Raw genomic sequence first — 20,394 nt, forward strand, 5'->3', positions numbered from 1 at the left:
TGCGCCAGCAAGCGCTGCGCCAGCAAGCGCTGCGCCAGAATTCCGTGCATGTTGTTCATCATTTCTGTGTCTCCTGCAACACCAGTTCGGTATTGCGCTCAATCCACTCTCCCGTGACATCCTGGATGATTTCACGCAGCTGGATGGAGTTTTCCGTGATCCGGATGATTTTTCCGTAGTTCTGGCCGAGGTAATTGCCTACCCGCACCTGGTAGAGCAGCCGGTCCACCTTGACCAGGGCGGTCGGCTGGCCCAGCTTTTGCAGGCTGCCGACCATCACCATCGCGTCCAGGGGCATGGCTTCCAGCGGTTCCTTGCGGCGATTGAGTTCCGACTGCATCAGGCCGGCCTGCTGCCCGCCTTGCTTGGCGGCGTCGCGCCGCAGGGCCTGGGTCAGCTTGCCTGAATCGAAAGGATCGGCGCCACCATCCACCGCATAGGTCTGGGGCTGGAATTTCTTCGGTTCCTCGATCGGGGTGATCCGGGGCCGTGCCTGGGCGCGCTGCTGCGCCATCCATTGCTGCAGCTCTTCCTGTTCAGTGTCGGCACAGCCGCCGAGCAACACCACGGACAGTCCCAGCGCGAGGATCAGCGGTCGTTGATGCATTATTTCTTCTTCTCCGAAGCCGCTTTCTTCTGCGTCGCGATCTCATCCGCATCGAGGTAGCGGAAAGTGCGCGCCGTCGCGTCCATCGCCAGCGTGCCGTTGCCGTCCTTGGCGACCGGCGCAATGGCAATGTTGTTGAGCGTCACGATGCGCGACAAGTGGGCGATATCGGAGGCGAATGCGCCGATGTCGTGGTAGCGGCCCGTGACCTTGAGCGAGATAGGCAGCTCGGCATAATAGTCCTTGACCACCATCTGGCCGGGACGGAACAGTTCGAACTGCAGGCTGCGCCCCAGCCCCGCCTGATTGATATCGGACAGCAGTGCCGCCATTTCAGCCTTGCTGGGCAACTGCTTCTCGAGCTGGATCACGTATTGCTGCACCTGTTCGCGCTGCTGCTTGAGCGCCTCCAGGCTCACGGCCTTTGTCAGTTTTTTCTGGAAGTCCTGGCGCAGCGTCGCTTCGCGCTCCTGCTCCATGCGCAGTTCATCGCGGTAGTCGCTCAGCTGCACGAACCACAACACGACCGCCACGCCGACGGCGATCGCGATGCACAGCAGCGTGCGCGGCACGACCGGCCATTGCGACGGGTCGTTGGGATGCAGGTTGCTGAACTGCTTCTTCAGCTCGGCTTGCAGCCGGACGAAATCCGGGCCCTTGCGGGTTTTCTTGGCCATCGCTTATCTCCCACCCGCAGCTGGCGGGACGGCGTCCATCGCCTTTTGCGCTTCGCTGGTGCGCATCAGCCGAAAGCGCAGATTGAACGAAGCCACGCGGCGCGGGTCCTTGGGCGTCAGCGACAGATTGGTCGCGACGATTTCCGTGAGCTCCGGCTTGGAAAACCACGGCGTGTTTTCAGACAGGTTGCGCAGCATCTCCGAGACACGCTCGTTGGATTGCGCCATGCCTTGCATGCTGATCACCTGCCCGTCCTGCTTGAGGCTGGTGATGTAGACGCCGTCAGGCAACTGGGCCACGAGTTCATGCAGCAGATGGACCGGCAGGTTGCGGTCCGACTGCAGGTCCTCGACCGCTTTCTGGCGCGCGCGCAGGGCGGTGATTTCATTTTCCAGTCCGGCGATCTCCACGATCTGCTTTTCCAGCACCTTGATTTCCGATTGCAGCAGGCTGTTCTTGCCCTGCTGGTCGGCAATCTGGCTTTGCAGCATCGAGTAGATCAGTCCCGCGATCAGCAGCCCACCGACGAACGACAGCAGCATCGTGGTCTGGAACATCTGCTTGCGGCGCTTGCGCGCCGCTTCGCGGTGGGGAAGTAGGTTGATCAGTATCACTGGAGAAACCTTCTCAGGGCCAGGCCGCAGGCCGTCAGATAGGACGGGGCCTCGCGCGCCATCTTCTTGAGCCGCACATTGCTGCCGATCTGCATGCCATCGAACGGGTTCACCAGGCCGCAGGCAAAGCCCGTGTGTTGGGTGATGGCCTCGACCAGACCAGGCAGGGGGGCCGAGCCCCCGGCCAGCAGAATGTGGTCGACGCGGTTGTAGGGCGTGCTGGTGAAGAAAAATTGCAGCGCGCGCGCCACTTCCTGCGTCATGCTTTCGACAAACGGCTTGAGAACGACCTGCGAATAGTCTTCGGGCAATTCGGCATTGCGCTTCTTGGCTTCGGCTTCCTCAAGCGAAAAGCCGTACTGGCGCGCAATCAATTGCGTCAACTGGGCACCGCCGAACGCCTGGTCGCGCTCATAGAGCACTTCTTCGTTGCGCAGCACCTGCATGCTGGTCGTGAGCGCGCCGACTTCGAACAAGGCGACGATCGCATCCTGGCCTTTCTTCGGCAGGTTATCGATCAGCCGGCCCGCGGCCAGGCGCGCGCAATGCGATTCGATATCGACGATCACCGGCGTCAGGCCCGCGGCTTCGGCCAGGCCCTGGCGGTCCTGGACCTTCTCGCGGCGCGAGGCCGCGATCAGCACGTCGACATCTCCGGGCGAATTCGCGGTCGGACCGATCACGCAGAAATCCAGGCTCACTTCGTCGAGCGAAAAGGGAATGTACTGATTGGCTTCGGACTCGACCTGGACTTCAAGTTCCTGCTCGCTCATTTCTCCGGGCAGCGAAATGCGCTTGGTGATCACGGCCGAAGGCGGCAGCGCCATGGCCACGTTCTTGCTGCGCGTGCCGCTTTTCTTCACCAGGCGGCGCAGCGCTTCGGCGACTTCATCGAATTTTTCAATATTGCCGTCGGCAATCCAGCCGCGCTCCAGCGGCTCGATGCTGCAACGCTCCAACACCAGCGTCCCTGACGCATCGCGGCCAAGCTCAACGAGCTTGATGCTCGAAGAACTGATGTCAATACCCAACAAAGATGCAGGCTGGCGACTGAACAGGGAACCTACTGTGATCAACGTGCCCTCCCGAGCCTGTAAGAAATGCAACAAGGTCTCACATTTCGCGTTGATGCTATCAGCAAGCGCTCAATGAAAACCTAAGGTTGTATCAACTGTATCGCCTTTGCGTGGCCTAAATAAGACGTTTACATGCGAAGGAATCCTCACTTCGTCGACACTTGGTCCACGCCAGTTCCGGCTGGAGCATTTCTCCCTCATGGCATTGCGTTGCTGCGCCGACCCCGGATCGCAGCGATTTTTATAATGCCAGTTCTTCCCCTTATGCTGCGCCATGCCGACTTCTGAAAAAACCGAAAAGTCCTCGCCGTCCCGCGCGTCTTCTCCCCGCCCTCCCCTCCACTGGTTGACCAAAGTCCTGTTCGGGCTGATCGGACTCGCTGTGGCCGGCGTCGTGGGTGTGCTGCTGACGGTGGCCGTGGCGCTGGCAATGGCCTACCCCAACCTGCCCGACGTCTCCGAACTCGCGGACTACCGTCCCAAGCTGCCGCTGCGCATCTATTCAGCCGAAGGCGCGCTGCTCGGCGAGTTCGGCGAGGAACGCCGCACGCTCACGCCCATACAGGAAATCCCCAAGGTCATGACCGATGCGGTGCTCGCTATCGAGGACACGCGTTTCTTCGAGCATGGCGGCGTGGATTACAAGGGCATTGCCCGCGCCGTGCTCGCCAACCTCGGCGCGGGCGGCAAGAGCCAGGGCGCGTCCACGATCACCATGCAGGTCGCGCGCAATGTCTATCTTTCTTCGGAAAAGACATTCACGCGCAAGATCTACGAGGTGTTGCTGACGTTCAAGCTCGAGCATCTGCTGAGCAAGAACCAGATCCTCGAGATCTACATGAACCAGATCTATCTGGGCAATCGCGCCTACGGTTTCGCGGCCGCGTCCGAAGCCTATTTCGGCAAGCCGCTCAAGCAGATCTCCATTGCCGAAGCCGCGATGCTCGCCGGCCTGCCCAAGGCACCGTCGGCCTACAACCCGATCAGCAACCCCAAGCGCGCGCGCAGCCGCCAGCTCTACATCATCGAGCGCATGGAGGAAAACGGCTTCATCACTTCCGCCGAAGCCCAGCAGGCCAAGCAGGAAGAGCTCAAGATCAGTTCTGGCAGCAACAACACGCGCGTGCACGCCGAATATGTGGCCGAAATGGCGCGCCAGCTGATCTTCGCCCAGTACGGCAACGAAGCCTATACGCGCGGCATCAACGTCTATACCACGCTCAACGCGGGTGAACAGGACGCAGCCTATACCGCCTTGCGCAAGGGCATCATGGATTACGAGCGCCGCCAGCACTACCGCGGCCCGGAACGCTTCATCGCCCTGCCCCAGGATGCCGAAGAGCAGGAAAATGCGATCGACGACGTGCTCGCCAACCACCCCGACAACGGCAACGTGATGTCGGCCGTGGTGCTGGACGCGAACCCGCGCAAGATCGTCGCCACGCGCGCCGATGGCGAAAAGTTCGAGATCACGGGCGACGGCCTCAAGCCCGCGCAGTCGGGCCTCAGCGACAAGGCACCGCCCAATATCAAGCTGCGCGCCGGCGCCGTGATCCGCGTGGTCAAGACGCCCAAGAACACCTGGGAAATCACCCAGCTGCCCGAAGTCGAAGGCGCATTCGTCGCGCTCGACCCGAAAACCGGCGCGATCCGCGCGCTGGTCGGCGGCTTCGACTTCGGCAAGAACAAGTTCAACCACGTGACCCAGGCCTGGCGCCAGCCCGGCTCGAGCTTCAAGCCGTTCATCTACTCGGCCGCGCTCGAGAAAGGCTTCTCGCCGGCCACGATGATCAACGACGCGCCCATCTTCTTCAGCGCCGGCACCACGGGCGGCCAGCCCTGGGAGCCCAAGAACTACGACAGCCGCTATGACGGCCCGATGAGCATGCGCACCGGCCTGAACAAGTCGAAGAACATGATCTCGATCCGCCTGCTGCAGGCCATAGGCCCCAAGTTCGGCCAGGAATGGGTCACGCATTTCGGCTTCGACGCCGACAAGCACCCGCCCTACCTGACGATGGCACTGGGCGCGGGCTCGGTCACCCCCATGCAGATGGCCGCGGGCTATTCGGTGTTCGCCAACGGCGGACACCGCGTCAACCCCTGGCTGATCACGCGCATCACCGACCACAAGGGCCGCGTGCTGTCCGAGTTCCAGCCCCAGCCGCTGGAACAATTGCCCGAAGCCATTCCGCCGCGCAATGCGTTCATCATGAACAGCATGCTGCAGGACGTGGCGCGGGTCGGCACCGCGGCGCGCGCCCAGGCCACGCTCAAGCGCCCCGACCTCTACGGCAAGACCGGCACCACCAACGACTCGGTCGACGCCTGGTTCGGCGGCTTCCAGCCCACGCTGGCGGCAGTGACCTGGATCGGCTACGACACGCCGCGCAATCTGGGCTCGCGCGAGACCGGCGGCGGTCTGAGCCTGCCGATCTGGATCGACTTCATGCAGCACGCGCTCAAGGGCGTTCCCGTGGCCGAGCTGCCGGTGCCGCCTGGTGTGGTCAACGTCGGTGGCGAATGGTTCTACGAGGAATTCGCGCGCAATGCGGGCGTGAGCAGCCTGGGCGTGCCCGAAGGCGCGACCGAAGGCAGCCCATCGGCACCGCCGCCCTCGGAAGAGCGCAATCGCATCCTGGACCTGTTCCGCAACTGACAGCCGCGCCCCATGGAAAAAGCCCCTCGCGAGGGGCTTTTTCATGTCCGGCGCAAGCGCGATCAGGCGCTGAAGGTCAGCGGCAGATTCGACTGTTGCGACGCATAGCGGCTCAGGCAGGCAAAGAACTCGCCTTCGCCCTTGGTGTCCAGCCAGCAGGCCTGGTCGGCGTCATAGCGGAAATGAAAGCCGCCGGCCTTGGCCGCCAGCCACACTTCGTGCAGAGGTCTTTGCAGATTGATCACAATCTGGCTGCGGTTGGGAAAGGACAGCGTGACCATGCCGCCCGCGCGCTGGGCATCGATATCGGCGTCCGATTCGTCATTGATGCGGTCGCATCCCTGCTCCACCGCGAGCAGCAGCTTTTCAGCGCAATCGAGAAATTCTAGGTCGTTCATTACAATCCGCACATGTTGAGAGCTTCCCAAATTCTAGTCAGGTCTTTTGCCCTTGCGCTGTGTGCGGCGTCACTCGGTGCCTGCGGCCAGCGCGGACCCCTGTATCTTCCCACCGCACCCGAGGCCGCGCAACGCGCCACCTTGCCCGAAACGCTGCGCTCGCAGATCTTCGACGATGCCGCCACGGCGCCGGTGCGCGCCCCCGTTCAGCCCGCGAACGCCCGCTGATCCCGGCCTGCTTGATCCAGGTCAACAGCGCCGGCTGCGCCAGCGCCTACAGTGGGATTTTCCGCTGGATTGCCCTGCCATGCCGATTGAGCTGTACCGCGACAAGCACCATGCCTGCCTGATGTTCTGCGACCTGATCGAGGAAGATGGCCAGGCCGTGCAGGCCAACCAGTTCCTGATCGTCGACGGTGATACCGGCGCCATCATCGACCCCGGCGGCAACCTCGCGTTCAACGAATTGTTCATGGGCATGGTGCGCCATTTCGCGCCCGCCAAGCTGTCGTATGTGATCGCCTCGCATGCCGACCCCGACATCATTGCCTCGCTCGACCGCTGGATGAGCAGCACCAAGGCTTCGCTGGTGATCTCGCGCGTCTGGGAGCGCTTCGTGCCGCATTTCGCCAAGGTCGGCAAGACCGACGAGCGCATCATCGGCGTGCCCGACGCGGGCGGGCGCCTGCCGCTGGGGCGCAACGAGCTGCTGCTGCTGCCCGCGCACTTCCTGCACTCCGAAGGCAATTTCCACTTCTACGATCCGGTCAGCCGCATCCTGTTCACGGGCGATCTCGGGGCGTCGATGGTGACCGGCGCCCAGGCTTCCGTGCCCGTGACCGACCTGGGCCCGCACATTGCGCACATGGAAGGCTTTCACCGGCGCTACATGGTGTCGAACAAGATCCTGCGGCTGTGGCTGCACATGGCGCGCCAGCTCGATATCGCGATGATCGTGCCCCAGCACGGCGCACCCATCCAGGGCCGGCCCGCGATCGAGGCCTTCTTCGACTGGCTCGAGACCCTGGCCTGCGGCATAGACCTGTTCGACCAGCGCGCCTACCAGCAGTCGAATGCCGTGATCGACCCGATCTCGCGCCTCACGCGCGCGCCGCTGCGCGCCGTCAACGGCTGATCGCTTCCGGCTTCGCGGCCCAGCGCTTGCGCAAGGCGCGCTGCAGGCGCCAGCCCAGCAGCAGGGCCAGGATGGCGGCGTAGACAAACACTTCGTTGAAGTTGTTCTTGCCGGCGCGCATCCAGAAGAAATGCAGGATGGCCAGGCCGGCGATCGCATAGACGCTGCGATGCAGCCATTGCCAGCGGCGCGCGCCCATCCAGCGCAGCACGCGGTGCGGCGAAGTCACGGCCAGCGCCGTGAGCAGCGCGAACGCCAACATGCCGACCAGAATGAACGGCCGCTCGACGATGTCGCGCCAGATCTCCGCGAAATCCAGCCCCTGGTCGAAGACCGAGTAGCACAGCAGGTGCAGCGTCGCATAGAAAAACACGAACAGGCCCAGCATGCGCCGAAAGCGCGCGAGCGCGGGCAGGCCCAGCACAATGCGCGCCGGCGTGACCGCGAGCACCACGCACAGGAAACGCAGCGTCCAGTCGCCGGTGGCGCGGATCAGCGCCTCGGCCGGGTTCGCGCCCAGCGTGTCGAACACCGCGCCGTAAAGCAGCTGGGCAAACGGCAGCAGGCACAGCACGAACACCAGGGGCTTGGCCGCCGGGTGCATGAACCAGGTTTTCCAGCGCGCGGGCAAGGCGCGCTTTTGCGGGGTGGCGGTCAAAACTGTTGCTTGAGGTCCATGCCTGCGTACAGCTGGCCGACCTGCTCGCCGTAGCCGTTGAACATCAGCGTCTTGCGCTTCTTGGCGAACAGCCCGCCTTCGCCAATGCGCCGCTCCGTGGCCTGGCTCCAGCGCGGGTGCGGCACATCGGGATTGACGTTCGAGTAGAAGCCATACTCATTGCGCGCCGCCTTGTTCCAGGCCGTTCCGGGCTGCTTGTCGGTCAGGCGGATGGCAACAATGCTCTTGGCGCTCTTGAAGCCGTACTTCCAGGGCACGACCAGGCGCACGGGCGCGCCGTTCTGCGCGGGCAGCACTTCGCCATACATGCCGAACGCCAGCAGCGTCAGCGGGTGCATGGCTTCGTCGAGGCGCAGGCCTTCGGTGTAGGGCCAGTCGAGCACGTTGGCGCGCAGCCCGGGCATCATCTTCTGATCGGCCAGCGTGACGAACTCCACGTATTTGGCGCTGCCCAGCGGCTGCACCTGGCGCAGCAGCTGGGCCAGCGAGTAGCCGACCCAGGGAATGACCATGGACCAGCCTTCGACGCAGCGCAGGCGGTAGATGCGCTCTTCCTGCGGGCTGAGCTTGATCAGATCTTCGAGGCTGAAGGTGCCGGGCTTGGCGACCAGGCCTTCGACCTTGACGCTCCAGGGCGTGGTCTTGAGCGTGTGGGCGTTGCGCGCGGGATCGGCCTTGTCGAGACCGAACTCGTAATAGTTGTTGTATTGGGACGCATCGGCATAGGGCGTCAGCGCTTCCATGGTGTTCGCGCCCACCACCTGGCTGGGCTGACCGGGCAATGCGGCCAGCTTGCCCGGACGCGGCACCGCGGCCAGCGCATCGCGCCCGGCCCAGGCCGCGAGCGTGCCACCGGCCGCCCCCGCAGCCATGGTGCGCAACAACTGGCGCCGTGCCTCGTAGACCGGCTGGGGCGTGATCTCACTGCCCCGGGGATGGTTGAAGCCGTCGCTATCGGTTCTTATCAGCATGGCAATTCCTTGGACAAATTTCCTTGTCTGATGCATTGTGACCGCGGTTGGTTCAACCTGCCTGACCACAAAAAAAAGAGCGCCCATCGCTGGACGCTCCTTTTGCGTAATGAGAGATTGAAGGCCCAGGCATTATGAGCAGCTTATGCAACTGGCGTGCCCCAGCATGGGGGCAGCGAGCAAGGGCCGCCCCGCAGCGAGGCTGCCGTCCCTAGCCGGGCGCCCCCTCCACCGAAGGTTGAGAGGGGGAAGCGCCGAAGGCGCTCAGGGGGTGTCTTTACAATTCGCCGTAGCTGTGCAGCCCGCTGAGGAACATGTTGACGCCCAGGAAGGCAAACGTGGTCACGCCCAGGCCGGTCAGCGCCCACCAGGCCGACACCGTGCCGCGCAGGCCCTTGACCAGGCGCATGTGCAGCCAGGCCGCGTAGTTGAGCCAGACGATCAGCGCCCAGGTTTCCTTGGGGTCCCAGCTCCAGTAGCCGCCCCAGGCCTCGGCCGCCCACAGCGCGCCCAGCACGGTGGCGATGGTGAAGAACGCAAAGCCCACGGCAATCGACTTGTACATCACGTCGTCGAGGATCTCGAACGACGGCAGGCGCGCGGCGATGTGCTTGCGCGCCAGCAGGATGCCGGCGACGATCAGCGCCGAGATGCCGAAATACACGGTCCAGTAGCTGCCGCCGTTCTCGGTCGCGCCCTGGCGGAACACGATGGGCTCGAAGCACAGCACGATGCCCAGCAGCCACAGCGGCGCGAGCTTGTACCAGCGGGTCTCGCCGGCCTGCTGCTTGATCAGATAGGCGAAAGCGACCATGGCCGCGAGCGCGAACGTGCCGTAGCCGATGAAGTTGGCGGGCACATGCAGCTTCATCCACCAGCTCTTGAGCGCCGGCACCAGCGGCTGGATCTCATGCGCTTCGCGCACCAGCGTGTACCAGAGCAGAAAGCCCACGGCCGCGCTGACCACCAGCATCACGAACGCGCCCAGCGCGCGGGTGTCGTAGTTTTCCTCGTAGTAGAGGTAGAAAGTCGCTGTCATCCAGCAGAACATCACGAACACTTCGTAGAGATTGCTGACCGGAATGTGGCCGATGTCGGCACCCAGCAGATAGCTTTCGTACCAGCGCACCATGGTGCCGATCAGCGCCATCGCGACCGCCACCCAGGCGATGCGCGAGCCCAGCAGCGACATGGTCCGGCCCTCGTTGCGCGAGAACATGCCTATCCAGTAGAAGATGGTGCTCATGAAGAACAGCATGCTCATCCAGAGGATGGCCGACTGGCTCGACAGGAAATACTTGAGGCCGAACACTGCGTCGGCGCGCGCCAGATCGCCCGCGCCATCCACCTGGTACAGACTCAATGCGAGCAGCGAGAAGCCGGCGACGGCCAGCACCAGCACGCGCAGCGGACGCCAGAACCAGCACAGCCAGATCAGCGCAGGAATGGTGCCCAGCAGAATGGCCTTCTCATAGACATCCATATAGGCGGCGTAGCGCTGCAGCGCGAACAGCCCGCCGGCCGTGACAATCACGGCGAACAGCCAGTCGAACCAGTTGCGGCGCGAAAAATACCCCGAATGCAGGGTGATGGTCTCGGAAGGGTCGGTCGTTGCGGTCGTCATTCAGAAGCTCCCGGGCGGCGCGCAATCGGCTGGGCCCCAATGAGTTTTTCGGTCAGCATGGCGAAGTCCTTGTCACCTTCCATGGTCTGGCGGTTGGTGGAAAGGGCCACGGTGGCGTGGCTGCTGCCCTCGCCGGCGGGGGCCAGCCAGATCCACAGGCGTCGATCACGCACGTAGAGCATGGCAAAGATCCCCAGAATCAGGAACAGGCAACCCAGATAGACTACGTTCTTGCCGGGTCCGCGTGTGACCTGGAAAACGCTGGCTTGCACATGCGTGAAATCGTCGAGCATGAACGTCATGGGCGCGGGGTAGAACTGGGCGTCGCTCAGCGAGAACACCGCCTGCGTCATGAACGCCAGCGTCTGCGCGTCGTTTTCCATGGGCTTGAGGCCGTTCTTCTCGCGCAGCGACTGCGCCATCTCGAACAGCACGCCGTTGAGAATGCGCACCAGCACTTCGCTGGCGCGCGAGCGCTCGGCTTCGGGAACGTTCTGCTCCATGAAGCGCGCAATCGCCTGCAGGCCGCCGACCTTCACGCCCGCGTCGTCGGTCGTGCCCGCATACATTTCGAGCGCGCGCAGCGCCGACTGCATCAGCGGCTCGCGCAGATCGGGGCGCGACGCATCGACCGCCGTCGCCACATAGCGGCGCGCGGCCTGCTCGCGCAGCGCCGGATCGGCCAGCGCCACGCGCAGGCGCAGGAACGTGTCCATCGAGCCTTCGGCGTCGGCCGGAACGCGCAGGAAACGGAAGGCATCGACCGGGTTGTCGCGCACGCCCAGCAGGAACACCGGGTTGCCGTCGCCGGTGTCGACCGGCATCATGTAGTTCTGGTATTCGCGCGCCTGGCCCGAGGCATCGCGCAGCTTGTAGCCAATGCTGGGGCCGATGTTGCGCAGCTCTTTTTCGGTCGTGGTCTTGTGGCCCGCACCCAGGCGCGCGTCTATCGCCGACTTGAGATCGACCTTGCGCACATCGGTGGCCGAGGCCAGCGCGCCCGCGCCCTTTGCAGCGCCGAAGTTCTCGACGTTGATGGTGCGCAGCGCCGTGTATTCGAGCGTCAGCGTGTCGTCGGCATTGCCGCGGCCCGCGCCCGTGCGCGTGAACTCGCTGGTGCCGCCGATCACGCCTTCGACCATGAACGGCTTGCCCGTGCCGTCCATGGGCACGGCGCGCATCTTGACCGCCGAGCCGCCATCATCGAAGCTCGACTGGTAGATTTCCACGCCCTTGTAATGCGCGGGATGGTTGACTTCGATGCGCTGCGCCGTCTGCTCGCCGGTATGCTTGTCGTGAATGATCACTTCGCTGGCAAACAGCTTGGGCATGCCGGTCGAGTAGTACTCGACGATGAATTTCTTGAGTTCCACCGCGAAAGGCAGCTCCTGCAGCAGCACGCCATCCGACTGGTTCAGGATGGCAGTGCTCGACTGCGTGCCTTCGGCGACCATCAGGTTGCCACGAAAAGTGGGGTTGCGCTCCGACAGACGATGTTCGGGCGCGACATCCGATACTCGGCCGCCGCCCGTGTAGGGCGTCTTGTCGCCGAACAGCATCTGCGCGCGCACGATCAGGTCGCCGTCAAAAAGCCCGCCCAGGCAGATCAGCACGATGGCGCTGTGCGCCGCGATGTAGCCCAGCTTGTGCGCCGCGCCGGCCTTGGCGGCCACCATCCAGCCTTTGCCCGCGGCGGTATCCCGCTGCTGCAGCTTGACCTTCCAGCCGCCCGTGACCAGCAGCTTGCCCAGGCGCTGGGCCGCTTCCTCTGGATTGCCGCGCACGTCGGCCTCGGCACGATGGCGAAACGCCTCCAGGCTTTTTTCGCGGATGTTTTCCTTGTACGTGCGCAGGTCGGCCAGGTACTTTGGCGCATTGCGCGCCACGCACAGGCTGGTGCTGACCACCAGAAACGCCAGGATCAGCAGAAACCACCAGGCGCTGTAGACCGCGTTGAGCTTGAGCGCGAGAAACAGCTGCGCCCAGAACGGACCGAACTGGTTCACATAGTTGACGGCGGGCTCGTGCTGCTTGAGCACCGTGCCGATCACCGAAGCGATGCAGATCACCGTGAGCAAGGCGATCGCAAAGCGCATCGACGACAGCAGCTCGACGGTCGCGCGCCGAGCCTGTGAGCCGAAGGAAGAAGTCGCGCGGGAAGAAGTATCTGACATGGAAGAATGAACGCAAAGCCCGAAAGCAAAAAAGCGGGACCACCTCAGCAAAGGATGGACCCGCCCATTGGGGTTTGTGATTGGCGTTTGGTTCCCTGCGCTGGAGTGAAACCGTTCAGCGCCTGGCCAACAACCCGCTGAAACCGTTCAACGCATCAACGCAGGCCGGCGATGTAATCCGCAACCGCCTTGATTTCACGGTCGTTGAGCTTGGCCGCCACCTGGGTCATGGGCAGGCTGTTGCCGCGCTTGCCGTCCCGAAACTCTACCAGTTGTTTAATAGTGTAGTCAGCGTGCTGGCCGGCCAGGCGCGGGTACTGCACGGGCAGACCGGCGCCGTTAGGGCTGTGGCAGCCGGCGCAGGCCGCGATATTGCGATCCTGTATGCCGCCGCGGAAGATGCGCTCGCCCAGCACGACCAGATCCTTGTCCTTGGCGAAGCCGCCCTTGGATTTCTGCGATGCGAGCCAGCCGGCGATGTTCTTCATTTCCTGGTCGGAAAGCGCCGAGGCGAAACCCTGCATCACCGGGTCCTTGCGCGCACCGCTCTTGAAGTCATGCAGTTGCTTGACAAGGTACTCGGGATGCTGCTGAGCCAGGGCCGGATTAGCCACAATGGTCGAGTTGCCATCCGCACCGTGGCATGCTGCGCATACTGCAGTAAACCCTGCAGCTCCTTGCGCCAGATCAATCTTGGCGTTTGCCTGCGGCGCCGCGGGCGTTTCTCCTGCCGCAATGGCCGGGAGAATTGGTGCTGCCAGAAAGGCAGCCATCAGCATAGAGGCGAGCAACTTCATATCGAGGGTCTGTTGTTAGGTGCACTGAACCGCACAATTCTACAATGAGGCTCCAAAGCATAGATACCCCCCATGACGAACTCATCTCCCGCACCGGCTGCGGGCAAGCCTTCTCCCGTTATCGATGGCAAGCTCGCCATGGGTTGGATGCACACTGCGCGCTTTCTGACCACCGCCGCGCAACTGCACCACCTGCCTGCTATCGACGTCCCGGAAATCGCCTTTGTCGGCCGCTCCAACGCCGGTAAGTCCACCTGCATCAACACGTTGACGCAGCAAAAGCAGCTGGCTTTCGCATCCAAGAAACCTGGCCGCACGCAGCACATCAACCTGTTCTCGCTGGGACGCCAAGGCGTCACCGATGCGGTACTGGCCGATCTGCCGGGCTACGGCTATGCCGCAGTGTCGCGCTCGGACAAGATACGCTGGCAACAGGTGATGGTCAACTACCTGATTACCCGCAGCAGCCTCACCGGCATCGTGCTGTTGTGCGATCCGCGCCTGGGCTTGACCGAACTCGACGAGGCGCTGCTCGAAGCCGTGCGCCCACGTGTCGAAGACGGAATGAAGTTCCTGATCCTGCTGACCAAGGCCGACAAGCTCACGCGCGCCGAACAGAGCAAGGCGCTGTCCATCGCGCGCCTGCAGGCCGGCGGCGGCGAGGCAATGTTGTTCTCGGCACTCAAGAAACAGGGTGTGGACGATGTGGCTCAGCTACTATGGCGTTGGTCGCATCCGGAAGTGCCCGCCACGGCGCCGGACGAAGCCACGCCCGCAGCGCCGTCCACCGCGTCGGACAGCGCTGACGAACCCCAGGCCAACTAGCTTCCAGCAGGTTCAGCCAAGGCTGGAGGCTACCGAGAGAGTAGCTCCATGATCCAGACTTGCGACCATGTCCTGCCCCACGGCACCACTCTGCGCTGCCGCATCGCGGGCACGCCGGGCCGGCCGGTGCTGCTGTTCCTCCACGGCTTTCCCGAAGGCGCATTCATCTGGGATGCGCTGCTGGCGCATTTCTCGGCGCCTGAAAACGGCGGCTTTCGCTGCGTCGCGCCGAATCTGCGCGGCTTCGGCAAGTCGAGCAGCCCGACCGAAGTCACGGCCTACCACGCACGCCATCTGGTGCAGGACATCCGCGCACTGATCGCCTTGGAAAGCCCCGATGCTCCGCTGGCCTGCCTGGTCGCCCACGACTGGGGCGGCGCGCTGGCCTGGAGCGTGGCCAGCCAGCATCCAGACAGCATGGAACGCCTCATGGTGCTCAACGCCCCCCACGCGGGGGCGTTTTTGCGCGAGCTGCGCGAACAGGCCGAACAGCGCCAGGCCAGCGACTACATGCGCTTTCTGCGCCGCGCCGACGCGCCCGCGCTGCTCGCCGAGCACGACTACCGGCGCGCGTTCGGCTTTTTCGCCCAACCCGATGGCCGCCTGCCCGCCTGGCTCACGCCCGCGTTGCAGGCCCGCTACCGCAAGCATTGGTCGCGCGGCATGCAGGGCGCCTGCCATTACTACGGTGCCAGCCCGCTCTATCCGCCGGCACCGGGCGAGCCCGACCATCTCGCACACCTGCAGCTGCCCGATTCCGCACTGCGCGTCGATGTGCCCACGCTGGTGCTGTGGGGCATGAGCGACCCGGCGCTGCGCCCGGGACTTCTGGACGGGCTGGAAGAATGGGTGCCGCGGCTGCAGATCCAGCACCTGCGCAACACCTCGCACTGGGTGGTGCACGAACGCCCGGCGCGCGTGATCGACGAGCTCGAGCATTTCGTGCAGCAGCAGTTCGACGAGCACCGCCTTGCGGCGTAGAAACGCTAGCTGTACAGCGAAGGCTCGCCCTCGGGCCGGGTCTTGAAGCGCTTGTGGACCCAGTAGTACTGCTCGGGCATGGTGTCTATCCACTTCTCGAGCTCGCGGTTCATGCGCGCGGTGTCGGCGACTGCATCCGCGGTCGGAAAGTCTTCCCAGGCCGGCGTGATCTGCGCCACATAGCCTTCGGGCGTGAGCCGCGTATACATGCCTATGACCTTGGCCCGGCCCAGGCGCGCAAAGCGCGACAGCGAGGGGATGGTCGCGGCCGTGACGCCGTAGAACGGCACGAACACCGAGTCGTTCTTGCCGAAATCCATGTCGGGCAGCAGATACAGCAGCCCGCCCTGGCGCAGGCTCGAGATGATGGGCTTGACGCCATCGGCGCGGTTGAGCATGCGCACGTCGCCAAAGCGCTGGCGCCCGCCCATGAACCAGTCGTCTATCGTCGGATTGGGATGGGTCGAAAATATCGACGTGAACGCGCGCGTGGTGTTGAGCGGCAGCGTGAGCCCGCCCGCGTCCATGCTGTAGAAATGCGGCGCGAAGACGATGGTCGGCGTATCGCCTTCGAGTTCATGCAGCGCGCCTTCGAGCTTCACGCGCGAGCGCACCACGGCCTCGGGCGCCGACCAGAGCCAGCCCCGGTCCAGCCAGGTCTGGCAGAACACCACGAAATTGCGCCGGGCCAGCGCCTGGCGCTCGGCGAGCGAAAGATGCGGGAAACAGAGCTCCAGATTGCGCAGCGCGATCTTGCGCCGCGGCACGGCGACCACGAACAGCACGCGGCCCAGCAGCCAGCCGAGCGCGCGCAGCCAGCGCAGCGGCAGACGCCCCAGCGCGCCCATCAGCCAGACACCGAAGCGCGCGCTCATGGAGCCACCTGCGCGGCGGCGGACTGCTCGGCCCGGGGTTTCTTGTAGCGTGCATAGCCCCAGAGGTATTGCGACGGGCATTGGCGAATGGTCTGCTCCATGGCCTGGTTGAGCTGCAGCACAGCGGTCTCCAACGAATCTGACAAAGGCAAGGGCAACTCCTCAAAATACAGCGTATAGCCGCGGCCCCAGGACTTGCGCTCGCAGCGGGCGATGATCACGCTGGCACCGGTCTGCTGCACCAGCCGCGCCGCCAGGGTCATGGTGTAGGCGTCACGGCCGAAAAACGGCGACCACAGGCCCTGTCCATCAGGCGGCACCTGGTCGGGCAGCAGGCCTACGGCTTCGCCGCGGCGCAACGCCTTGATCATCTGACGCACGCCCGACAGCGCGGTCGGCACCGCCTGCACGCCGGGCCGGTTGCGCGCGGTTTCCATCACCTGGGCCAGCCAGGCCTGGCGCGCGGGCCGGTAAAGAATGGTGATGGGGCCGCGCTCGGCGCTCCAGCGGCGCGCCGCGGCCTGCACCGACAGCTCGAAGCAGCCCAGATGGGGCGTGAGGAAAACGATGCCCCGCCCCCTGGCCCAGGCCTGCTCGACGGGATCGGGTCGCACCATTTCGCAGGCCGGGGGGTCGGAGCGCAACCACATGCGCGGCAGCTCGGCGACCATGCGGCCCGCATGGCCCACGGCAGCGCGCACATCGGCAAAGCGGTAGCCCGCCTGATGCACGTTCTGCAGGAAGCGCCGGCGGTAGGTGCCCGAGACCAGGAATACCAGCCACCCCAGGGCGGCACCGACACCATGCAAAAGCCATAAAGGCAGCAACGAGAACAAGTGGAACAGGCTTGGCATTAAAATAGGAGGGTCGCTGAGTTAAATGAGCAACTTGCAGGGCGACGTAAAAAAATTCTGCTAAAGCGTTCGCCGGGCTCCGTCAGCTTGGGCAACGCCTCAAATGCTGGAACACAGGAGTTTATTCAATGGCGAACGATTTTCTTTTCACTTCGGAATCTGTCTCTGAAGGACACCCCGACAAGGTGGCCGACCAGATCTCCGATGCGATCCTGGATGCCATTTTCACCCAAGACCCCCACTCGCGTGTGGCAGCCGAGACGCTGACCAACACCGGCCTGGTGGTTCTGGCGGGTGAAATCACCACCGGCGCGAACGTCGACTACATCCAGGTCGCGCGCGACACCATCAAGCGCATCGGCTACGACAACACCGAATACGGCATCGACTACAAGGGCTGCGCCGTGCTCGTCGCCTATGACAAGCAGAGCCAGGACATCGCCCAGGGCGTGGACAAGGCCAGCGACGACGAACTCAACACGGGCGCCGGCGACCAGGGCCTGATGTTCGGCTATGCCTGCGATGAAACGCCCGAGCTGATGCCCGCGCCCATCTATTACGCCCACCGTCTGGTCGAGCGCCAGGCGCAGCTGCGCAAGGACGGCCGCCTGCCGTTCCTGCGCCCCGACGCCAAGAGCCAGGTGACGATGCGCTATGTCGACGGCAAGCCGCACAGCATAGACACCGTCGTGCTGTCGACCCAGCACAGCCCCGACCAGTCGGAAACCGCGACCAAGATGAAGGCCAGCTTCACCGAAGCCATCATTGAGGAAATCATCAAGCCCGTGCTGCCCAACGAGTGGCTGCAGGACACCAAGTACCTGATCAACCCCACGGGCCGCTTCGTGGTCGGTGGCCCGCAAGGCGATTGCGGCCTGACCGGCCGCAAGATCATCGTCGACACCTACGGCGGCGCCTGCCCCCATGGCGGCGGTGCGTTCTCGGGCAAGGATCCAACCAAGGTCGACCGCTCGGCCGCCTACGCCGCGCGCTACGTGGCCAAGAACATCGTCGCCGCAGGCCTGGCGCGCCAGTGCCAGATCCAGGTCGCCTACGCGATCGGCGTCGCGCGCCCGATGAACATCACGGTCTACACCGAAGGCACGGGCGTGATTCCCGACGACCAGATCGCCAAGCTCGTGGCCGAACATTTCGACCTGCGTCCCAAGGGCATCATCCAGATGCTCGACCTGCTGCGCCCGATCTACAGCAAGACCGCGGCCTACGGCCACTTCGGCCGCGAAGAGCCCGAATTCACCTGGGAAAAGACCGACAAGGCCGCTTTGCTGCGCGCCGCTGCCGGCTTGCGTTAACTTGGACAACGGGCATTGCCCGTTCTAAGCCCCGAGGCCTGCCCGCGTGCAGGCCTTTTTCTTTGGCGGGCGACGCAGGTTTGTTCCTACGCCAGCAGCGCTGTCCGGCCCACAGCCGAGCCCGGTTGCAAACGCTAACGTAGCAACTGCTCGTCGGCGCATTGACCGACGCCCTCAGCTTCCAAGGAAAACACCATGCTCAAATACGCCATCATCTTCGCCGTCATCTCGCTGCTGGCCGGCGCCCTGGGCTTCACCGGCGTGGCCGCAGGCGCGGCAGGCATTGCCAAGCTGCTGTTCATCGTCTTCCTGGTGCTGGCCGTGATCTTCGTGGTGCTCGCCGTGCTGGGCGTGGGCGCGGCACGCAAGGCGCTCAAGTAATCGCCGTCTCCCGCCGATTCGCCGCGCCGCTGCCCAGGTCAACGCGGCGGCGTGGCGACAGCGCGTCTACACTGGCTCCATGACGCGTTCCATCCAGCTGCTGGCCATAGACCCGCAGAATGACTTTTGCGATGTGCCCGCAGACTGGTGGCCTGTCCATCCGACGCGTGGCACAACTGCACCCAGCCTTCCCGTGGCCGGCGCCCATCGCCACATGCAGCGCCTCGCGCACTGGGTGGGCACGCAGGCCGCGCATATCGATGAAATCACGGTCACGCTCGACTCCCATCAGCGTTTCGACATCGCCCACCCCGTTTTCTGGCAGCAGGCCGATGGCCAGCCGGTCGCGCCCTTCACTGCCATTTCCGCACAGCAGGTGCGCAGCGCTGAATTCATTCCGCGCGAGCCCCTGCACCTCGCGCTCGCGCTGGCCTATCTCGATGCGCTTGAAAGCCAGGGCCGGCATACGCTGATCGTCTGGCCCGTGCACTGCGAAATCGGCAGCTGGGGCCATGGCCTGCATGCCGAACTGCTGGACGCCTGCGCGGCCTGGCAGATGCAGCGCCAGCGCGCGGTCTGCAGCGTGTTCAAGGGAATGAACCCCTGGACCGAACACTACAGCGCGCTGATGGCCGAAGTCGTCGACCCCACCGACCCGGGCACGGCGCTCAACAGCGTGCTGCTGGAACGCCTGGCCCAGGCCGACCTGCTGGTGATCGCGGGCGAAGCCAGCAGCCACTGCGTGCGCGCCACGGTGGAGCATCTGGTGCAATACCTGCCCGCAGGCCATGCCCAGCGCCTGCTGCTGCTGACCGACTGCATGGGCCCGGTCGCGGGCTTCGAGTCCGCCGAGCAGGAGTTCTTCACCGCCATGCGCGCCCGGGGCGTGCAATTCGCCACCAGCGACACCCTGACATTGACCGACTGAACGCCCCGCACCATGCCGCCCATCATTTCCAGCCTGCTCGACACCGACCTCTACAAGTTCACCATGTGGCAGGCGATGCTGCACCGCCATCCGCAGACCCAGGCGCGCTATGAATTCGTCTGCCGCAACACGCCGGAGTACCCGCTGAGCGAGCTGCTGCCCGAAGTCGAACGCGAACTCGATGCGCTGTGCGCGCTGTCGTTTGCGCCGGACGAACTCGACTACATAGGCTCGCTGCGCTTCATCAAGAGCGACTTCATCGACTTCCTGCGTATCTTCCGCTTCCAGCGCGCGTTCATCGAAGCGCGCGCCGAAGGCGATACGCTGCAGATCGTCGCCCACGGCCCGCAGGTGCATGTGATGGGCTTCGAGATCTATGTGCTGGCCATCGTCAACGAGCTGTACTTCCGCCGCTTCGACGCCGCAGCCGCGCTGCGCGAAGGCCGCGTGCGGCTCACCCACAAGGTCGAGCAGCTCAAGGCGCTGGCCGGCGCGGCCCAGCGCCGCCATCCGTTCGAAATGTTCGACTTCGGCGTGCGCCGGCGTTTCTCGGGCGCATGGCAGCGCGAAGTCGTGCAGCGCTTCGCGACCGAGACGCCGCAATGGTTCAAGGGCACGTCCAACGTGCTGCTGGCGCGCGACCTGCAGATCGTGCCCATAGGCACCATGGCCCATGAGTACATGCAAAGCTACCAGGCACTGGGCGTGCGTCTGCGCGACTTCCAGAACGCCGCGCTCGAGGACTGGGTGCAGGAATACCGCGGCGACCTGGGCATCGCCCTCACGGACACCGTGGGCATGAACGCTTTCCTGCACGACTTCGAC

General features: G+C 64.3%; 21 protein-coding genes. 9 read left to right on the top strand and 12 right to left on the bottom strand.

The genetic code is table 11. The features are described 5' to 3' along the window. Window positions 1-58 precede the first annotated feature (58 nt). The 4 genes from RR928_RS14690 to RR928_RS14705 are packed head-to-tail and all read right to left on the bottom strand — an operon-like array spanning window position 59 to window position 2,975. Window positions 59-607 carry a pilus assembly protein PilP gene (locus tag RR928_RS14690; RefSeq protein ID WP_332534532.1) on the bottom strand — a complete coding sequence of 183 codons (549 nt, stop codon included), beginning with the start codon at window positions 605-607 and terminating at the stop codon, window positions 59-61. Then, the gene (locus RR928_RS14695) at window positions 607-1,284 is read right to left on the bottom strand and encodes a type 4a pilus biogenesis protein PilO (RefSeq protein ID WP_332534533.1); all 678 of its coding nucleotides are present in this window, start codon (window positions 1,282-1,284) and stop codon (window positions 607-609) included. The genes RR928_RS14690 and RR928_RS14695 overlap by 1 nt, the downstream gene beginning before the upstream one ends. 3 nt (window positions 1,285-1,287) lie before the next feature. After that, a complete protein-coding gene (locus RR928_RS14700; RefSeq protein ID WP_332534534.1) occupies window positions 1,288-1,899 on the bottom strand; it encodes a PilN domain-containing protein in 612 nt (203 codons plus the stop codon). Next, window positions 1,896-2,975, bottom strand: a complete 1,080-nt coding sequence (locus RR928_RS14705) for a pilus assembly protein PilM (protein ID WP_332534536.1) — start codon at window positions 2,973-2,975, stop codon at window positions 1,896-1,898. The genes RR928_RS14700 and RR928_RS14705 overlap by 4 nt, the downstream gene beginning before the upstream one ends. A gap of 274 nt (window positions 2,976-3,249) precedes the next feature. On the opposite strand from RR928_RS14705, the gene RR928_RS14710 reads away from it, so the two are divergent. Continuing rightward, window positions 3,250-5,634, top strand: a complete 2,385-nt coding sequence (locus RR928_RS14710; RefSeq protein WP_332683100.1) for a penicillin-binding protein 1A — start codon at window positions 3,250-3,252, stop codon at window positions 5,632-5,634. A gap of 62 nt (window positions 5,635-5,696) precedes the next feature. Here the strand turns inward: RR928_RS14710 and cyaY are convergent, their stop codons facing one another. Continuing rightward, on the bottom strand, window positions 5,697-6,032 hold the full coding sequence (gene cyaY, locus RR928_RS14715) for an iron donor protein CyaY (RefSeq protein WP_332534540.1): 336 nt from the start codon (window positions 6,030-6,032) through the stop codon (window positions 5,697-5,699). A 12-nt stretch (window positions 6,033-6,044) separates the two neighbouring features. Here cyaY and lptM point away from each other — a divergent pair, with 12 nt between their 5' ends. After that, a complete protein-coding gene (gene lptM, locus RR928_RS14720; RefSeq protein WP_332534541.1) occupies window positions 6,045-6,260 on the top strand; it encodes an LPS translocon maturation chaperone LptM in 216 nt (71 codons plus the stop codon). A gap of 79 nt (window positions 6,261-6,339) precedes the next feature. Continuing rightward, window positions 6,340-7,167 (top strand): MBL fold metallo-hydrolase, encoded by an 828-nt coding sequence (locus RR928_RS14725; RefSeq protein WP_332534542.1) that lies wholly within the window; start codon window positions 6,340-6,342, stop codon window positions 7,165-7,167. On the opposite strand, the gene RR928_RS14730 is transcribed toward RR928_RS14725, so the two are convergent. The 5 genes from RR928_RS14730 to RR928_RS14750 form a co-directional block, all read right to left on the bottom strand. Further along, complete coding sequence (locus RR928_RS14730) at window positions 7,157-7,771, bottom strand: sulfite oxidase heme-binding subunit YedZ (RefSeq protein WP_332683112.1); 615 nt, start codon at window positions 7,769-7,771, stop codon at window positions 7,157-7,159. The genes RR928_RS14725 and RR928_RS14730 overlap by 11 nt on opposite strands. Window positions 7,772-7,821: 50 nt before the next feature. Further along, window positions 7,822-8,817 (bottom strand): protein-methionine-sulfoxide reductase catalytic subunit MsrP, encoded by a 996-nt coding sequence (gene msrP / locus RR928_RS14735; RefSeq protein ID WP_332534544.1) that lies wholly within the window; start codon window positions 8,815-8,817, stop codon window positions 7,822-7,824. A gap of 277 nt (window positions 8,818-9,094) precedes the next feature. Next, a complete protein-coding gene (gene ccsB / locus RR928_RS14740) occupies window positions 9,095-10,441 on the bottom strand; it encodes a c-type cytochrome biogenesis protein CcsB (RefSeq protein ID WP_332534546.1) in 1,347 nt (448 codons plus the stop codon). Then, window positions 10,438-12,615, bottom strand: coding sequence for a cytochrome c biogenesis protein ResB (locus RR928_RS14745; RefSeq protein WP_332534548.1), 2,178 nt, complete (start codon window positions 12,613-12,615; stop codon window positions 10,438-10,440). The genes ccsB and RR928_RS14745 overlap by 4 nt, the downstream gene beginning before the upstream one ends. Window positions 12,616-12,770: 155 nt before the next feature. Further along, complete coding sequence (locus RR928_RS14750; protein ID WP_332534550.1) at window positions 12,771-13,412, bottom strand: c-type cytochrome; 642 nt, start codon at window positions 13,410-13,412, stop codon at window positions 12,771-12,773. 72 nt (window positions 13,413-13,484) lie between these two features. Between RR928_RS14750 and yihA the strand changes: the two genes are divergently transcribed. Continuing rightward, window positions 13,485-14,237 carry a ribosome biogenesis GTP-binding protein YihA/YsxC gene (gene yihA / locus RR928_RS14755; RefSeq protein ID WP_332534552.1) on the top strand — a complete coding sequence of 251 codons (753 nt, stop codon included), beginning with the start codon at window positions 13,485-13,487 and terminating at the stop codon, window positions 14,235-14,237. A 48-nt stretch (window positions 14,238-14,285) separates the two neighbouring features. Continuing rightward, on the top strand, window positions 14,286-15,218 hold the full coding sequence (locus RR928_RS14760; protein WP_332683104.1) for an alpha/beta hydrolase: 933 nt from the start codon (window positions 14,286-14,288) through the stop codon (window positions 15,216-15,218). A 5-nt stretch (window positions 15,219-15,223) separates the two neighbouring features. Here the strand turns inward: RR928_RS14760 and RR928_RS14765 are convergent, their stop codons facing one another. Further along, a complete protein-coding gene (locus RR928_RS14765; protein ID WP_332534556.1) occupies window positions 15,224-16,093 on the bottom strand; it encodes a lysophospholipid acyltransferase family protein in 870 nt (289 codons plus the stop codon). Then, the gene (locus RR928_RS14770) at window positions 16,090-16,947 is read right to left on the bottom strand and encodes a lysophospholipid acyltransferase family protein (RefSeq protein ID WP_332547985.1); all 858 of its coding nucleotides are present in this window, start codon (window positions 16,945-16,947) and stop codon (window positions 16,090-16,092) included. The genes RR928_RS14765 and RR928_RS14770 overlap by 4 nt, the downstream gene beginning before the upstream one ends. Before the next feature lie 128 nt (window positions 16,948-17,075). On the opposite strand from RR928_RS14770, the gene metK reads away from it, so the two are divergent. The 4 genes from metK to pncB form a co-directional block, all read left to right on the top strand. Continuing rightward, on the top strand, window positions 17,076-18,260 hold the full coding sequence (metK, locus tag RR928_RS14775; RefSeq protein WP_332534560.1) for a methionine adenosyltransferase: 1,185 nt from the start codon (window positions 17,076-17,078) through the stop codon (window positions 18,258-18,260). Between the two features lie 195 nt (window positions 18,261-18,455). Continuing rightward, window positions 18,456-18,641 (top strand): DUF1328 domain-containing protein, encoded by a 186-nt coding sequence (locus tag RR928_RS14780; RefSeq protein ID WP_159910842.1) that lies wholly within the window; start codon window positions 18,456-18,458, stop codon window positions 18,639-18,641. Between the two features lie 79 nt (window positions 18,642-18,720). After that, on the top strand, window positions 18,721-19,569 hold the full coding sequence (locus tag RR928_RS14785) for a cysteine hydrolase (protein ID WP_332534562.1): 849 nt from the start codon (window positions 18,721-18,723) through the stop codon (window positions 19,567-19,569). A gap of 12 nt (window positions 19,570-19,581) precedes the next feature. Continuing rightward, window positions 19,582-20,394: nicotinate phosphoribosyltransferase (gene pncB, locus RR928_RS14790; protein WP_332683108.1), on the top strand; the 813-nt coding region annotated here is incomplete at its 3' end.

This window comes from Comamonas sp., from assembly GCF_036666375.1.
Classification (GTDB): Bacteria; Pseudomonadota; Gammaproteobacteria; order Burkholderiales; family Burkholderiaceae_C; genus Comamonas.

Excerpts from the sequence above, each read along its gene's own strand:
- RR928_RS14760 (WP_332683104.1), top strand. The coding sequence starts at position 14,286 with ATGATCCAGACTTGCGACCATGTCCTGCCCCACGGCACCACTCTGCGC.
- cyaY (WP_332534540.1), bottom strand. The coding sequence starts at position 6,032 with ATGAACGACCTAGAATTTCTCGATTGCGCTGAAAAGCTGCTGCTCGCG.
- RR928_RS14695 (WP_332534533.1), bottom strand. The coding sequence starts at position 1,284 with ATGGCCAAGAAAACCCGCAAGGGCCCGGATTTCGTCCGGCTGCAAGCC.
- RR928_RS14690 (WP_332534532.1), bottom strand. The coding sequence starts at position 607 with ATGCATCAACGACCGCTGATCCTCGCGCTGGGACTGTCCGTGGTGTTG.
- RR928_RS14750 (WP_332534550.1), bottom strand. The coding sequence starts at position 13,412 with ATGAAGTTGCTCGCCTCTATGCTGATGGCTGCCTTTCTGGCAGCACCA.
- lptM (WP_332534541.1), top strand. The coding sequence starts at position 6,045 with ATGTTGAGAGCTTCCCAAATTCTAGTCAGGTCTTTTGCCCTTGCGCTG.
- ccsB (WP_332534546.1), bottom strand. The coding sequence starts at position 10,441 with ATGACGACCGCAACGACCGACCCTTCCGAGACCATCACCCTGCATTCG.
- RR928_RS14785 (WP_332534562.1), top strand. The coding sequence starts at position 18,721 with ATGACGCGTTCCATCCAGCTGCTGGCCATAGACCCGCAGAATGACTTT.
- RR928_RS14725 (WP_332534542.1), top strand. The coding sequence starts at position 6,340 with ATGCCGATTGAGCTGTACCGCGACAAGCACCATGCCTGCCTGATGTTC.
- yihA (WP_332534552.1), top strand. The coding sequence starts at position 13,485 with ATGACGAACTCATCTCCCGCACCGGCTGCGGGCAAGCCTTCTCCCGTT.
- RR928_RS14745 (WP_332534548.1), bottom strand. The coding sequence starts at position 12,615 with ATGTCAGATACTTCTTCCCGCGCGACTTCTTCCTTCGGCTCACAGGCT.
- RR928_RS14710 (WP_332683100.1), top strand. The coding sequence starts at position 3,250 with ATGCCGACTTCTGAAAAAACCGAAAAGTCCTCGCCGTCCCGCGCGTCT.
- RR928_RS14765 (WP_332534556.1), bottom strand. The coding sequence starts at position 16,093 with ATGAGCGCGCGCTTCGGTGTCTGGCTGATGGGCGCGCTGGGGCGTCTG.
- RR928_RS14780 (WP_159910842.1), top strand. The coding sequence starts at position 18,456 with ATGCTCAAATACGCCATCATCTTCGCCGTCATCTCGCTGCTGGCCGGC.
- metK (WP_332534560.1), top strand. The coding sequence starts at position 17,076 with ATGGCGAACGATTTTCTTTTCACTTCGGAATCTGTCTCTGAAGGACAC.
- msrP (WP_332534544.1), bottom strand. The coding sequence starts at position 8,817 with ATGCTGATAAGAACCGATAGCGACGGCTTCAACCATCCCCGGGGCAGT.
- RR928_RS14730 (WP_332683112.1), bottom strand. The coding sequence starts at position 7,771 with ATGCACCCGGCGGCCAAGCCCCTGGTGTTCGTGCTGTGCCTGCTGCCG.
- RR928_RS14770 (WP_332547985.1), bottom strand. The coding sequence starts at position 16,947 with ATGCCAAGCCTGTTCCACTTGTTCTCGTTGCTGCCTTTATGGCTTTTG.